The 12986-nt window shown below is 69.6% G+C and carries 18 protein-coding genes; 13 read left to right on the top strand and 5 right to left on the bottom strand.

Going from position 1 to position 12986, the window contains the following annotated elements; all coding sequences use genetic code 11:
• The first annotated feature begins 44 nt into the window (after positions 1-44).
• The 3 genes from ABZV40_RS08065 (at position 45) to ABZV40_RS08055 (ending at position 3576) form a co-directional block, all read left to right on the top strand.
• Complete coding sequence (locus ABZV40_RS08065; protein ID WP_355437382.1) at positions 45-1556, top strand: beta-xylosidase; 1512 nt, start codon at positions 45-47, stop codon at positions 1554-1556.
• A gap of 139 nt (positions 1557-1695) precedes the next feature.
• A complete protein-coding gene (locus ABZV40_RS08060) occupies positions 1696-3012 on the top strand; it encodes a hypothetical protein (RefSeq protein WP_355437380.1) in 1317 nt (438 codons plus the stop codon).
• A gap of 45 nt (positions 3013-3057) precedes the next feature.
• A complete protein-coding gene (locus ABZV40_RS08055; protein ID WP_355437378.1) occupies positions 3058-3576 on the top strand; it encodes a pyridoxamine 5'-phosphate oxidase family protein in 519 nt (172 codons plus the stop codon).
• A 231-nt stretch (positions 3577-3807) separates the two neighbouring features.
• On the opposite strand, the gene ABZV40_RS08050 is transcribed toward ABZV40_RS08055, so the two are convergent.
• Complete coding sequence (locus ABZV40_RS08050) at positions 3808-4857, bottom strand: alkene reductase (protein WP_355437376.1); 1050 nt, start codon at positions 4855-4857, stop codon at positions 3808-3810.
• A 59-nt stretch (positions 4858-4916) separates the two neighbouring features.
• Between ABZV40_RS08050 and ABZV40_RS08045 the strand changes: the two genes are divergently transcribed.
• Entirely contained in the window at positions 4917-5288 is a 372-nt protein-coding gene (locus ABZV40_RS08045; RefSeq protein ID WP_355437374.1) for a MerR family transcriptional regulator, read from the top strand.
• On the opposite strand, the gene ABZV40_RS08040 is transcribed toward ABZV40_RS08045, so the two are convergent.
• Complete coding sequence (locus tag ABZV40_RS08040; protein ID WP_355437372.1) at positions 5289-6329, bottom strand: NAD(P)-dependent alcohol dehydrogenase; 1041 nt, start codon at positions 6327-6329, stop codon at positions 5289-5291. It lies immediately after the preceding gene.
• A 147-nt stretch (positions 6330-6476) separates the two neighbouring features.
• Between ABZV40_RS08040 and ABZV40_RS08035 the strand changes: the two genes are divergently transcribed.
• Both ABZV40_RS08035 and ABZV40_RS08030 read left to right on the top strand, forming a co-directional pair.
• Positions 6477-7346 (top strand): helix-turn-helix transcriptional regulator, encoded by an 870-nt coding sequence (locus ABZV40_RS08035; RefSeq protein WP_355437370.1) that lies wholly within the window; start codon positions 6477-6479, stop codon positions 7344-7346.
• Positions 7343-7627: a SelT/SelW/SelH family protein gene (locus ABZV40_RS08030; protein WP_112265552.1), complete on the top strand. Its 285-nt coding sequence runs from the start codon at positions 7343-7345 to the stop codon at positions 7625-7627. Before ABZV40_RS08035 ends, ABZV40_RS08030 begins: the two co-directional genes overlap by 4 nt.
• A gap of 3 nt (positions 7628-7630) precedes the next feature.
• Here the strand turns inward: ABZV40_RS08030 and ABZV40_RS08025 are convergent, their stop codons facing one another.
• A complete protein-coding gene (locus tag ABZV40_RS08025; protein WP_355437368.1) occupies positions 7631-8410 on the bottom strand; it encodes an SDR family oxidoreductase in 780 nt (259 codons plus the stop codon).
• Between the two features lie 84 nt (positions 8411-8494).
• On the opposite strand from ABZV40_RS08025, the gene ABZV40_RS08020 reads away from it, so the two are divergent.
• From ABZV40_RS08020 to ABZV40_RS08005, 4 genes are all read left to right on the top strand, one after another.
• Positions 8495-9079 (top strand): TetR/AcrR family transcriptional regulator, encoded by a 585-nt coding sequence (locus ABZV40_RS08020; RefSeq protein WP_355437366.1) that lies wholly within the window; start codon positions 8495-8497, stop codon positions 9077-9079.
• 65 nt (positions 9080-9144) lie between these two features.
• A complete protein-coding gene (locus ABZV40_RS08015; protein ID WP_355437364.1) occupies positions 9145-9636 on the top strand; it encodes a hypothetical protein in 492 nt (163 codons plus the stop codon).
• Entirely contained in the window at positions 9633-10019 is a 387-nt protein-coding gene (locus ABZV40_RS08010) for an acyl-CoA thioesterase (protein WP_355437362.1), read from the top strand. The genes ABZV40_RS08015 and ABZV40_RS08010 overlap by 4 nt, the downstream gene beginning before the upstream one ends.
• Before the next feature lie 34 nt (positions 10020-10053).
• Positions 10054-10716 carry an HAD family hydrolase gene (locus ABZV40_RS08005; protein ID WP_355437360.1) on the top strand — a complete coding sequence of 221 codons (663 nt, stop codon included), beginning with the start codon at positions 10054-10056 and terminating at the stop codon, positions 10714-10716.
• A 31-nt stretch (positions 10717-10747) separates the two neighbouring features.
• Here ABZV40_RS08005 and ABZV40_RS08000 read toward each other — a convergent pair whose 3' ends face one another.
• Positions 10748-11320 carry a dihydrofolate reductase family protein gene (locus ABZV40_RS08000; RefSeq protein WP_355437358.1) on the bottom strand — a complete coding sequence of 191 codons (573 nt, stop codon included), beginning with the start codon at positions 11318-11320 and terminating at the stop codon, positions 10748-10750.
• Positions 11321-11514: 194 nt separating this feature from the next.
• On the opposite strand from ABZV40_RS08000, the gene ABZV40_RS07995 reads away from it, so the two are divergent.
• Genes ABZV40_RS07995 through ABZV40_RS07985 form a run of 3 tightly spaced genes read left to right on the top strand, consistent with a single transcriptional unit; the run spans position 11515 to position 12511 of the window.
• Entirely contained in the window at positions 11515-11727 is a 213-nt protein-coding gene (locus ABZV40_RS07995) for a hypothetical protein (protein WP_355437356.1), read from the top strand.
• A gap of 34 nt (positions 11728-11761) precedes the next feature.
• Positions 11762-12121 carry a hypothetical protein gene (locus tag ABZV40_RS07990; protein ID WP_355437354.1) on the top strand — a complete coding sequence of 120 codons (360 nt, stop codon included), beginning with the start codon at positions 11762-11764 and terminating at the stop codon, positions 12119-12121.
• Between the two features lie 9 nt (positions 12122-12130).
• A complete protein-coding gene (locus tag ABZV40_RS07985; RefSeq protein WP_355437352.1) occupies positions 12131-12511 on the top strand; it encodes a MerR family transcriptional regulator in 381 nt (126 codons plus the stop codon).
• A gap of 133 nt (positions 12512-12644) precedes the next feature.
• On the opposite strand, the gene ABZV40_RS07980 is transcribed toward ABZV40_RS07985, so the two are convergent.
• Entirely contained in the window at positions 12645-12935 is a 291-nt protein-coding gene (locus ABZV40_RS07980) for a hypothetical protein (protein WP_355437350.1), read from the bottom strand.
• Positions 12936-12986 lie beyond the last annotated feature (51 nt).

The raw sequence follows: 12986 nt of genomic DNA, 5'->3' as shown, positions 1-12986 counted from the left end.
GCGGACTTCACCCGTGCGGAGGACTTGATCACTATGATGGGTGAGTGCCCCTGAGTCGTCGACCACCCGCGCTGCTTGCTGCGCTCGCACTCCTCGGCACGGTCACAGCCTGCACCAGCGCGGCCGCCGGTGACCCGGTCGGTACCCCGTCCGAGCAGCATCCGCCCACGTCGGACAGCGGTCCGCCACCACCACCGCGGGTCCCGCCGAGGATCGATCTCAAGCTCGCGGTGAGCGACGGCAGGCAGAGCCCCGGCACGGTCGTCGCGGGTGTCGAGGACGCCGTCTACAACTACGCGCCCGCCGTGATGGTCGAGGGCGGCAAGGTCCGCGCCTGGTGGTGCAGCCAGATGGGCAGCGCCAAGCCGGACGGCGACGACATCCTGTACAGCGAGGGTCCCGGTCCGGACGGACCGTTCAGCACGGCCCGCGCGGTGTTGTCCGGCAGCGGCACGAGCTTCGACGCGATGCACACGTGCGACCCGTCGCTGATCAAGATCGGCGACACCTACTACATGTATTACACGGGCGCGTCGCGTGACAACCACGCGAACGGCAGCTCGGTCGGGGTCGCGTCCAGCAAGGACGGCCTGAGCTGGACGCGGGAGAACGGCGACCAGCCGATCATCGTCCCGTCCGGTGACACCATCCGGCAGAACACCTACGGCGCGGGCCAGCAGTCGGCGATCTACCTCGACGGCTGGGTGTACCTGATGTTCACCGACACCACCGGCCTCGCCTCGCACCAGAACGGTGCAGGTCAGTACGTGCTGCGCTCGCGCGACCCGATGTTCCGCAAAGACGTCGAGGCGCTGGGGGCGCAGGGCTTCAAGCCGGTGTCGTCGACCAACCAGCCGCGCACCCGGTCCGTGGTCGAGGCGTTCAGCGCGGACTGGATGTGGATCGAGGCGGCGTCCGCGTTCGCCATCGCCCACTCCACCGACGACGGCACCACCGTCACGTTCTGGAACAAGGACTTCACCCGTCACCCGTACGAGCCGGTGCTCATCCCCGGTGCCTGGAAGGAAGGCCCCGGCCTGGTGCGGACCCCGGAGGGCCACGCACCGGTCAACTCGACCGACCCGTGCGGCCGGGTGTCCCTGGACGTGCTGCGCGCCACCGGTGTGAGCGGCACGGGAGCGCCCACGAACATCGGGCACTTCGGTCTCGACGCGACCGGGCTCAAGGGGTGCGCCACCCTCGACGAGGCACGGGCGCTGGAAGGCTTCGCGATGCCCTCCCCCGAACGCACGGCGGACGTGGTGGTGGGCGGCAAGCTCATGCGGTTCGAACGGCGTTCGGTGGCCGAGAAGTTCGCCCGCGGCGTGCTCGGCACCCGCCCGAAGGTCGCCGACTCGCTGAAGGTCGCGGTCGAGGTGCCCGCCGGCGCACCCGCCGTCATCGCCCCGGACGGCGTGGTCGGGATCGTGCTCGACAACAAGCTGTGGGTGGTCGGATCGACCGCGGTGGCGACGCTCAACTCGTCCGCCATCCAACCGGTCTCGGCCGAGGAGTGGGCGCGCTACCAGCGGCTGCCGGACCTCGCTCTGCGCTGACCGGTACCTTCTCCTCCCGTCTGGTTACGTGGATGAAGGGCGCCTTCATCCACACCAGGTGGAGGAAGGCGCCCTTCATCCACGTAACTGGCCCAGCAGGCGGGTTGCGGCACTGGTTCGGAACGGACATGGGGGACCGATGACGGCGACGATCGAGCGATCGAGGGCTTTCGCGGACGGTGTGATCCCGCTGCCCGCCGAGCCTCCGCACGAACGGGCGTGGCTGGGAATCTCTGCCGCGTTCGTGGCGTCGGTGGCGTTCCTGCTGCTGATCCCGGCCGGCTGGGCCCGGCTCGACCACCTGTGGGCCGAAGACGGCGCCAGGTTCATGGTGGACGCGGTGCGGTCACCCGCGCTGTCGAACCTGATCGAGCCGTACGGCGGTTACCTGCACACGTTGCCGCGCCTGGTCGCCCAGGTGGTCGCGGTGCTGCCGATCGAGTGGACCGCCGCCGGGTTCGCCGTCGCCGCGGCGGTGCTGCGGGCGCTGGTCGCGCTGGTCGCGTTCGCGGGCTCGAAGGCGTACCTGAAGTCGACGCCGCTGCGGTTCGCGCTGGCCGCGCTCGTGATCGTGCTGCCGGCGGGCAACTCCGAGACGTTGAACAACATGTCGAACCTGCACTGGTTCCTGCTCTACGGCGCCTTCTGGGCGTTGTTGTGGCGCAACGCCCCGCGCGTGCCGGTGGCGGTGTTCGTGTTCCTGGCCGCCGTGTCCAGCCCGCTGGTGTTCGTGCTGGCACCGATCGCGCTGGTCCGGCTCTTCCTGCCGCGCAAGGAGGTGCCGGTCGCGTTCCTCGCCGGTCTGGTGGTCCAGGCCGCGGCGATGGTGTTCGCGACCAGGACGCCGTACTCGCACGACGAGGTCGACCCGGTGCAGGTGTTGCTGGCGAGCCTGCTGCGGGTGCCGGTGGTGGCGTTCACCGGCTCCGAGCGGGTCAGCGAGTTCTACCCGGCGCACGGCAACCTGGTGATTCTGCTGGCGCTGCTGGTCGCGGCCGTGCCGATGGCGGCGGGGCTGCGGTTCGGCGACCGGGCGGGACGGGCGCTGGTGCTGGTCGCGGCCGCGTACAGCGTGATCGTCATCGTCGCGTGCCTGGTGCTGAACTGGTCGCAGGCCCTGCAGGTGCAGGCACCCGACGTCGTGATGGCCGCGCAGCGCTACAGCATCGCGCCGTGCCTGTTCCTGTTCACCGCGATCTTCGTGGGGCTGGACGCGACCCCGGCCGCGACCTGGGAACGCGCGGTGGTCGGCGGCAGCCGGTGGATCGTCGGGTTCCTCGTGGTGGTCAGCATCTTCTCGCACCTGCGGGCACCCGAGACCGTGCTGAAGGGCATTCCGTGGGACGAGAGCCTGGCACGTGCCCGCGCGGAGTGCGCCGCGGGCGCCCAGGAGGCCCGGCTGGAGCACGAGCCGAAGGGCTGGTTCTTCGTCGTGCCGTGCGGCGCCACGGGCTGATTCGGCGGGCTGTCGAAAACGCGTGTGCTCGTTCGACGCATGGGCATGACGAACTCAACGACCAAGACCCGCAACCTCGACCAGTACGGCAACGCCGCCCTGCCGTGGACTCAGGCGCGCGACCTGCTCGCCACCGAGTCCGCCGCGTCGGACGTCCCGTTCTTCCTGAACACCGTGCGACCGGACGGACGGCCGCACTCCGTGGGCATCGGTGCCGTCTGGTTCGAGGACACCCTGTACTTCGTGAGCGGGCCGGGCACCCGCAAGTCGCGCAACCTCGCGGAGAACCCGGCCTGCACGGTGTCGGTGCGGCTCACCGGCCTCGACCTCGTGCTGGAGGGCGACGCACACCGCGTCACCGACGAGTCCACTTTGGACCGTGTCGCCGCGAGGTACCGCGACTCCGGGTGGCAGGCCGAACGCGAAGGCCAGGCGTTCACCGCGCCCTTCACCGCACCGAGCGGTGGCCCGCCGCCCTGGCACGTCTACCGGATCGCGCTGCGCGCCGCACATGCCGTGGCGACGACGGGACCGGGCGGGGCTACGCGCTGGACGTTCGGCTGAGGAACTCGCGCAACGACCGGGCAGGACGGCCGGAGCACGGCCCGCTCCGGCATCGCCCGCACCAGCGCCGGGAGAGCGCCCATCCCCGTGGCGCTCTCCCGGACCGCGGACGAGCTCAGCGGTGCCACTCGCCGCACGAGCCGCGCTCGAGCGAGGAAAGACTCGACCACCGGCGCCGGATCGGCAACTCCGACCGGCGGGATGAGGTAGCGACCACCACACGCGCGCACTTCAGTGCTGATAGCTGGGGTAGTCGACGTATCCGGCCTCGGTCTGGAACCACGTCTCCCGGCCGGCGTCCACGAGCGGCAGCCCGAGCCGGAACCGTTCGACCAGGTCGGGGTTGCCGATGTAGGCACGACCGTAGCTGATCAGGTCGGCACCGTTGGCGAGCCAGCGCTCCCCCTGCTCGCGCGTGCCCGCGTGCGGACCGATCTGGCCGCCGGGGTTGAGGATGAACGCGGTCGGCCACGCCTTGCGCAACCCCATCAGCACCTCGTCGTCCGCGGTGGCCAACAGGTGGATGTACGCCATGTCCGGCAACGCTTTCAGCAGCTCGCCGTAGAGCGCGGGCACGTCCTCCTCGACGATGTCCTGGACCTTACCGCCCGGTGAGAGCCGGATGCCGACGCGGTCGGCGCCGATGGCGTCCACCGCCGCCTGGGCCGCCTCGACGGCGAACCGGATGCGGCCGGCGATCGAACCGCCGTACGCGTCACCGCGCTGGTTCGCGCTGGAGGACAGGAACTGCTGGATCAGGTACCCGTTCGCACCGTGCAGCTCGACCCCGTCGAACCCGGCCTCGACCGCGCACCGGGCCGCGTCACCGAACGCCCGCACCTGGTCCTGAACCTCGGCGGACGACAGCGCGCGAGGCACCGGCGCGGGCACCACACCGGCCGCGGTGAACACCTCGGTCCTGGCCGCGATCGCCGACGGGCCGACGGGGTGGTGCCCGGCGACGTCGGGGTGACCGATGCGGCCGCCGTGCATGAGCTGGGCGAAGATCCGGCCACCGTTGGCGTGCACGGCGTCCGTGACGACGCGCCAGGCCTCGACCTGCTCGGCGGTGTGGACGCCGGGCATGAACGGACCTGCCTGGCCGACCGCGTTGGGGTGCACGCCTTCGGTGACGATCAAGCCGGCCGTGGCGCGCTGAGCGTAGTAGGTGGCCGTCGATGCGGTCGGCTTGCCGTCCACGGCTCGTGCGCGCGTCATCGGTGCCATCACGAGACGGTTCGGCAGGGTCAGGTTTCCGAGTCGGTAGCTGGTGAGGAGCATGAGCACTACGCTAGAAACCTGACGTTGACGTCAGAGATAGCTTTTGTGGCGGAGGTCTCGTGCGCATCGGCGAGCTGGCGACGAAGACGGGCGTGAGCGTGCGCGCGTTGCGCTACTACGAGGAGCAGGGGCTTCTCGAATCCGAACGCAGTGAGGGCGGGCAGCGGCACTACGGCGACAAGGCCGTCGACCGGGTGCGGATGATCCAGCAGCTCTACGCCGCCGGCATCTCCAGCGCGTCGATCGTGGAGATGCTGCCGTGCCTCGCGACCGGGGTGGCGTCACCGGAGGTGCTGGCCAGGCTGCGGGAGCACCGGTCGTCGGTGGTCCGGCGGATCGACGAGCTGCAGGAGACGCTCCTGCAGCTCGACTCGGTGATCGCCGGGGCGGCCAAGGCCCTCGCGTCCGGGGTGCCGTGCGCGCCCCGCTGATCAGATGGTCGCGGTGTCGATCACGAACCGGTACCGCACGTCGCTCGACTGCACCCGGTCGTAGGCGACGTTGATCTGGTCGGCGCCGATCAGCTCGATCTCCGCGCCCAGGCCGTGCTCGGCGCAGAAGTCCAGCATCTCCTGGGTCTCCGCGATGCCGCCGATCATGGAACCCGCGATCGTCTTGCGGCCGCCGATCAGCCCGAACAGGTTCACCGAGATCGGCTCCTCCGGCGCGCCGACGTTGACCAGCGCGCCCTCGGTCTTCAGCAGTCCGAGGTAGGCGCTGAAGTCGAGCGGCGCGGACACCGTGGACACGATCACGTCGAACTTGCCGGCCAGCTCGGAGAACGTCGACGGGTCGTTGGTGGCGCGGTAGTCGTGGGCGCCGAGCGCGAGGCCGTCGTCCTTCTTGCGCAACGACTGCGACAGCACGGTCACCTCGGCACCGAGCGCACGGGCGATCTTGACGCCCATGTGACCGAGACCGCCGAGGCCGACGATCGCGACCTTCTTGCCGGGGCCGACGTTCCAGTGCTTCAACGGCGAGTACAGCGTGATGCCCGCGCACAGCAACGGCGCCGCCACGTCCAGCGGGAGCGAGTCGGGGATCCGCACGACGTAGTTCTCGTCCACCACGATCTGCTTCGAGTAGCCGCCGTAGGTGACTTCGCCGTTGCGGTCGATGCCGTTGTAGGTCATCGTGCTGCCGTTCGCGCAGTACTGCTCAAGGCCGCGCAGGCAGTAGTCGCACTCGCGGCACGAGTCGACCATGCAGCCGACCCCGACGTGCTCGCCGACGGTGAACCTGGTCACCTCGGAGCCGACCTCGACGACCACACCGGCGATCTCGTGGCCGGGCACCATCGGGAAGATCCCCTGGCCCCAGCCCTCGTTGACCTGGTGGATGTCGGAGTGGCAGATGCCCGCGTACTTGATGTCGATCAGAACGTCGTGCGCGCCGACCGCGCGACGCTCGACGGTGGTGCGCTCCAGCGGTGCCTTGGGTGCGGGAGCGGCGTAGGCAGCGACGGTGCTCATCTGGGTTTCTCCTCGGTTTCGTCGTGTCACCGAGAACGGTGCCGGGACGGCGAGCACCCACCCAGACACCTGGTTTTCGTACGACTGCCGTGCCTACCACTGGCAGTAGCAGGCACGTCGTGACCGGTCCGGGGGATACTCGGGAGCATGACCGATCCGCGCACCGAGCTGAGCGAGTTCCTGCGCAGCCGTCGAGCGCGGCTGTCCCCCGACGACCTCGGCCTGCCCCGCTACGGCAGGACCCGCCGCGTGCCCGGCCTGCGCCGCGAGGAGCTGGCACAGCTCGCGGGCGTCTCCGTCGCCTACTACACGCGTCTTGAGCAGGGCAACGCACGCAACGTGTCCGCCGAGGTGCTCGACTCGATCGCGCGCGCGTTGCAGCTCAACGACGCCGAACACACCTACCTGCGCAACCTCACGCACTGCCCGACCGGCGGCAAGAAGAAGACCGTGCGCTCGCAGGTGCGACCGGCGTTGACCCACCTGCTCGACGGCATCTCCGTGCCCGCGTACATCGGCGGACGACGCTCGGACGTCCTCGCGTGGAACTCGATGGCCGCGGCGTTGTTCGGCGACTGGGGCGCGCTGGAACCGCGCGACCGGAACTGGGCGAGGTTCATCTTCCTGCGGCCCGAGTACCAGACCCTCTTCGTGAACTGGGAGAGCAAGGCCGCCGACGTCGTCGGGTTCCTGCGGATGGACGCGGGCTGCTTCCCGAACGACCCGGAGCTGGCCTCGTTGATCGGCGAGCTGTCGGTGAAGAGCGAGCTGTTCCGGCAGCTGTGGGCCAAGCACGACGTCAAGGAGAAGAGCTTCGGCACCAAGGTGCTGCGGCACCCGCTCGTGGGCGAGATGACGCTGTCGTACGAGACGCTGAAGATGCCGAGCGAGCCGGACCTGTTCCTGAGCACCTACCACGCCGAGCCCGGCAGCCCGTCGGCCGAGGCGCTGCAACTGCTCGCGAACTGGGGCACCGACGCGACCCGTGCCGGGACCTCTGCTACTACTCAGGCATGAGAACGCCGCGGCTGGAGATCGAGTACTGCACCCAGTGCCGGTGGTTGCTGCGGGCCGGCTGGACCGCGCAGGAGCTGCTGACCACGTTCACGACCGAACTGGGCGAGGTCGCGCTGATCCCCGGCACCGGCGGCGTGTTCGACGTGCGGCTGGACGGCGAGACCGTGTGGTCGCGCAAGGAGCAGGACGGCTTCCCCGACCTCGCCGTGCTCAAGCAGCTGGTGCGCGACCGGGTGGCGCCGGAACGCTCGTTGGGCCACACCGACCGCAAACACTCGTAGCGCTCATCGTCCCGTCATGACGCCCATGGCCCGCACCGCCTGACGCCTGCTCGCGAGCCGGGAGACGGCGACCACCATCCGGTTCGCCCTGCCGACGGCGATGCTCGGTGGCGGGTTGCGCCGGTCCAGCGTGCGCAACGCCGTCCGGACCACCAGCTCCGGCGTGTGCATCCGCGCTCCCGCGGCGGCCTCCGGACCCGCGACGTCGAAGAACTCGGTGCTGGTCGCGCCGGGTGAGAGGGCGAGCACCCGCAGGCCGGTGCGGCGGTGCTCCTGCCACAACGCCTCGGTGAAGTTCAGCACGAACGCCTTCGCCGCGCCGTAAACGGCCATCCGCGGGACCGGCTGGTACGCGGCCATGCTCGCGACGTTGACCAGTACTCCGCGCCCGGACGCCACCAGCTCGTCGAGAAACGTCCTCGTCAGCTCCACCACGGCTGAGACGTCGAGCGCGATCTCGGTGCGCAGCGTCTGCACGTCCTCCCTCGCGAACGGCCCGAACGTGCCGAAACCCGCGTTGTTGATCAACCCGGTCAGCTCGAGGCCGCGCCGGCGCAGCTCGGTGGCGAGTCCGGCGACGGCTCCCGGTTCGGTGAGGTCGCACGGCAGCACCGTCACGTCGACGTCTTTCAGCTCGGCCGCGAGCGCTTCGAGCCGGTCCGTCCGGCGCGCGACGAGCACCAGGTCAGCGCCTCTGCGGGCGAGCTCCCTGGCGAACTGGGCGCCGATCCCCGCGCTGGCGCCGGTGATCAGGATCCGCGCGTCCCGGTAGTCGATTGTCACTGGAGTCCTCCTTGGCATTGAGTGCCAAGTTAGCATCAAGTGTCCGAAGGGCGCCAAGGGTCGAGGTGGCACTAAGGTGGAGACGTGTCAGATCGCCTGTGGGACCGCACCCGCCGCCGCGTCCAGGAAGAGGTCGTGGACGCCGCGCTGGCGTTGTTCCTCGAACACGGCTTCGAGGAGACGACCGTCGACCAGGTGGTGGCCGCGGCCGGGATCTCCCGCCGCTCCTTCTTCCGCTACTTCGGCACGAAGGAGGACATCGTCTTCGGCGACCTGGCCGAGCAGGGCCCGGTGATCCTGGAGGCGTTGCGCGCACGCCCGGACGACGAACCGATCTGGGACGCGCTGCGGCACGCGTTCGGGGTGCTCAGCACGCTGGTGCACCCGCGGCGGGGTGCCGCGATCGGACGTCTGGTCACGTCGAGCCCGGCGCTGCGGGCCGCGCACCTGGAGAAACACCTGCGCTGGCAACAGGTTCTGGCGCCGGAGGTGGAACGCCGCGTCGGCACCGGTGGCGCGCCGCCCGGCCTGGTCGGCGAGGCGATCGTGGCCACCGCGCTGGCGTGCCTCGACGCGGCCACCACCACCTGGCTCGGCCAGGGCGGCGACGACCTCGACGAGCTGGCGCGGCTGACCGACCTCGCACTCGCCGCCGTCCGAAGTGGATGATCGGGCAGCACCGGAAGTGGTGAACCGGCACCGTTGATCACGCCTCGGCTCGTAGGGTGAGGTCCGTGCATCCGAATCAGGGTTGGCCACCGCAACAGCCACCACCACCGAACTGGGCTCCGCGGCCGAGCGTCGCGCCCGCGTTCCTCGCGGGTGGACTGTGGTTGCTGGTGTCCGTGCTGTGCTTCGTGCTGGCGGGACTGAACTCAGAGGACGGCAAGGGCATCCGGCAGACACCCCAGGCCGCCGTCGCGTTGCTCGGACTGGCGTTCGGGCGCGGCGTCGTCGGCAACGGTGACGCCGCGATCGTCGCCACCTACGTAGCGGGCGGTGTGGTGCTGCTGTTCGCCGCGCTGTTGCTCGCCCGCCTCGGGTTCGCCCGCTGGATCCTCGCCGGGCTCGGGTTCCTCGTGTCGATCTACTACGTCTTCGCGGTGATCCGGCTGACGATCAACCACGGCGGCACGTTCATCATCGTGCCGGGCGTGGCGTTGATGCTGTGGCTGGCCGCGTCGATGGTCTCGGTGATCCCTCCCGTCGGGCAGGCGATGCGGTGAGTTACACCTTCACGCCGAGGTACCACGAGATCGACGGCCAGGGCGTGATGTTCTACATGTGGTACCTGGGACACGTGGCCGAGGCGGTCGACGCCTTCTTCGCCGACCGCGCCCTGCCGCACCGGGACTGGCCCGGCCTGGGGTTCGACGTCCACGCCGTGCACCTGGACCTCGACTTCCACGCGGGCATCCGGTCGCGGGACGTCGCCGAGGTGCTGATCAGCACGTCCCGGATCGGTGGCAAGAGCTTCACACTCGACTTCGCGTTCCGCCGGGACGGCGAGGCCGTCTGCAGCGGTGGCGTCGTCTACGCCGCGGTGTCCCCAGAGGGACACGGCACCATCGCGCTGCCGGACGTCCTGGTCGAGGCACTGCGAGGCTGACCGGGCCGGACGCACACACGGAGGAGTTCGGCCGATGAACCGATGCGTGATCTTCGACCTCGACGGCACGCTCGTCGACACCCCGCGAGGGATCGTCACGACGTTCGCCGAGGTGTTCGCCCAGCTCGATCTGCCCGAGGTCGACTCGTCGTCGATCCGCGCCACCATCGGGCTCCCGCTGCCCGCGGCGTTCGCGAAGGTGCTCGGTACCGCGCAGGACGAGCCCGTGGTCGCGACGTGCGTCGAGCTGTACCAGTCGACGTTCCGCGGGATCGTGCTGCCGGTGGCGGCGCAGCTGGTGTTCCCCGGCGTGCTCGACGGGCTGCGGTCGTTGCGGGAGGACGGTTTCCTGCTCGCCGTCGCCACCAGCAAGTTCGTCAGGAACGCCGAGGCGCTGCTGGTCGCGGCCGGCCTGCGCGAGGAGTTCTCCGCGGTCGTCGGCGCCGACCAGGTGACGAAACCGAAGCCGGACCCGGAGTCCGGATTCGTTGTACTGCAACGACTCGATGTGTCTCCGGCGAACGCGGTCATGGTCGGCGACACGACGCACGACGTGCTGATGGCGCACGGAGCCGGGATGTCGTCGATCGGCGTCACCTACGGCGTGCACAGCGTCGACCAGCTGCTCGGTGCCGGCCCCACCTGGCTCGTCGACTCGTTCGCCGGAGTCGTGGCCACCGTCGGGGAATGCTCGTGACCTCGATCGACGCACAGCCGGCCGCGGAGCTTCAGCGCACGACGTCGTAGACCAGCTTCTGGATGCCGTTCGAGTACGACTCGCTCTCGACCAGCTTCAGCATCTGCTTGTCCTTGTCGGTCTCGCTGAACAGCCGCTTGCCCGCACCGAGCAGCAGCGGGAACACCAGCAGGTGGTAGCGGTCGATCAGGCCCGCGTCGGACAGGTTGCGGGCCAGCGTCGCGCTGCCGTGCAGGGAGATCGGGCCGCCCTCGGTCTCCTTCAGCGCGGCCACGTCTTCCAGCGACCGCAGGAGTGTGATCTCGCCCCAGTTGTCGACGAGCTGGTCCTCTTCGAGCGTGCTCGACACGACGTACTTCGGCATCGCGTTGTACTTCGGGAAGTAGTCGAGCGTCGGCCACACCGGGGAGAACGCCTCGTAGCTGACCCGGCCCATCATCATCGCCGCGGCCTCGTCCTGCTCGCGGCCCTTGATCTCGTAGGCGGCCTCGTCGAACTCGATGTCCTTGAAGGTCCAGCCGGAGCTGCGGTGGCCGGGCTCGCCGCCAGGTGCCTCGACGACGCCGTCGAGAGAGACGAACGCGGTGGCGATCAGGGTGCGCATCGGAGTTCTCCTTGGGGTGTTCTGACCTGCTGTCATCAGTGCGTCGAACGGGAGATGCCCGGGATCGACATCTCGCGCCGAGAAAGTTTCCGGCATCGGTTCCGGCGCTGCCCATCCGGTCAGGAATCGAGAAGCACCGGTGATCCCCTCGCTCCTACCGTTGTCCACATCAACGACCCGAGAGGACAGCGAAAATGAGCGGCAACAAGCGGATCCGGCAGTTCCACCGCGTGGTCAGCATGTTCTTCATGGCCACCGTGGTCTTCACGGCCGTGGCGCTGACGGTGGACAGCTCCGTCGTGTGGGTGTCCTACGTGCCCTTGCTGCCCCTGTTCGTGCTGATGGGGACCGGCGTCTACATGTGGTTCCTGCCGGCCCTCGCCCGCCGCCGGGCCCGCCGGGCTTGACCCTGCACCAAGGTGCAGGGTTCAGAGTGGCCGCATGACGCGAGATGTGGCCCGGTGGGGCCGGGCAGGTGCCCTGTACGACCTGGTGGCGAGCGCCGCCTTCCTCACGCCGTGGACCGCCGCCGGGATGCTGAGCCTGTTCGGCACTCCCACCTCCGACCCGATGACCCTGCTGTTCGCCACGTTGTTCGGCACCGTGGTCGTGATGTGGTCCATCGCTCGGTGGCGGCGGCCCGAGCCGTTGCTCATCGGCATCGACACGGCCGGACGTGCCCTGTTCAGCCTCTGGTTCGTCTGGGCGTTGTGGCACGGGCAGACCCACGTGCTGGCGGTCTTCCTGGTGCTGGAGCTGTTCTGGGGCGCGGCGCAGCTCCGCGCCCTGGTCCGGAGGTAGTTTCCCGTGGTGCGCATCTCCGAACTGGCCCGCGCCGCCGGCGTGGGCATCAGCACGGTGCGGTTCTACGAGCGCCGCGGCCTCGTCACGCCCACCACCCGCGGCCACGGCGGCTACCGGCACTACGACCACGAGGCGTTGCGGCGGTTGAAGTTCGTCCGGCGCGCCCAGCGGCTCGGCTTCACCCTCACCGAGGTCGAGCAGATCCTGGCCGTGTCCGGGCTCGACACCGACGACCTCGGTGACGTGATCACCGAGAAGGTCACCGAGATCGAGCAACGGGTGCGCGACCTGGAGCGGGTGCGCCGCGCGTTGCTGGAGGTGGCCGCCAACGGCGTTCAGGAGCAGTGCCCGGTCCTCGCCGCACTGGACGGGTCCGCAAAGGACTGAGCCGGGACCGAGTCCCCTCCGTTGCGCCGACCCTCGCGGGCAGGCCTCGCCAGGCGCGTGGTGACGTGGATGAAGGCGCCCTTCATCCACACCAGGTGGAGGAAGGAACCCTTCATCGACAGTGAACGCGAGCTCAGATCAACGTGGAGTGGCCCGGCGCGGGCGGCAGGTCGAGCAGCTGCCCGGCGACGTCGACGAACGCGCCACCGCACTGCCACAGCGTGACGTCGGGATCGACGACGAACGGGTCAGCCGGGTCGACGTCGTCCTGGCGCACGCGGTAGGCGAGCGCCTCCGCCTCGGAGTACGCGAGCACGGTCTCGTTCGTGCCGCGCCACAACCTGCGGAACATCACGGCGTTGACGCACGTCAGTCGGTCCTGGACGACCGTCCGCTGAAATCCGCGCCGCAGCAACAGCTTCATGCACTCTTGGACACTGCTCGCGTTCTGTGCCAAGTCACCCCGCCCCAGCCG

This window comes from Lentzea sp. NPDC004782 (assembly GCF_040609115.1).
Taxonomy (GTDB): domain Bacteria; phylum Actinomycetota; class Actinomycetes; order Mycobacteriales; family Pseudonocardiaceae; genus Lentzea.
This window is presented reverse-complemented; position numbering and strand designations above follow the sequence as displayed.

Excerpts from the sequence above, each read along its gene's own strand:
- ABZV40_RS08040 (WP_355437372.1), bottom strand. The coding sequence starts at position 6,329 with ATGAGCACCGTCGCTGCCTACGCCGCTCCCGCACCCAAGGCACCGCTG.
- ABZV40_RS08060 (WP_355437380.1), top strand. The coding sequence starts at position 1,696 with ATGACGGCGACGATCGAGCGATCGAGGGCTTTCGCGGACGGTGTGATC.
- ABZV40_RS08055 (WP_355437378.1), top strand. The coding sequence starts at position 3,058 with ATGACGAACTCAACGACCAAGACCCGCAACCTCGACCAGTACGGCAAC.
- ABZV40_RS08035 (WP_355437370.1), top strand. The coding sequence starts at position 6,477 with ATGACCGATCCGCGCACCGAGCTGAGCGAGTTCCTGCGCAGCCGTCGA.
- ABZV40_RS08050 (WP_355437376.1), bottom strand. The coding sequence starts at position 4,857 with ATGCTCCTCACCAGCTACCGACTCGGAAACCTGACCCTGCCGAACCGT.
- ABZV40_RS07990 (WP_355437354.1), top strand. The coding sequence starts at position 11,762 with ATGACGCGAGATGTGGCCCGGTGGGGCCGGGCAGGTGCCCTGTACGAC.
- ABZV40_RS07995 (WP_355437356.1), top strand. The coding sequence starts at position 11,515 with ATGAGCGGCAACAAGCGGATCCGGCAGTTCCACCGCGTGGTCAGCATG.
- ABZV40_RS07980 (WP_355437350.1), bottom strand. The coding sequence starts at position 12,935 with ATGAAGCTGTTGCTGCGGCGCGGATTTCAGCGGACGGTCGTCCAGGAC.
- ABZV40_RS08005 (WP_355437360.1), top strand. The coding sequence starts at position 10,054 with ATGAACCGATGCGTGATCTTCGACCTCGACGGCACGCTCGTCGACACC.
- ABZV40_RS08000 (WP_355437358.1), bottom strand. The coding sequence starts at position 11,320 with ATGCGCACCCTGATCGCCACCGCGTTCGTCTCTCTCGACGGCGTCGTC.
- ABZV40_RS08030 (WP_112265552.1), top strand. The coding sequence starts at position 7,343 with ATGAGAACGCCGCGGCTGGAGATCGAGTACTGCACCCAGTGCCGGTGG.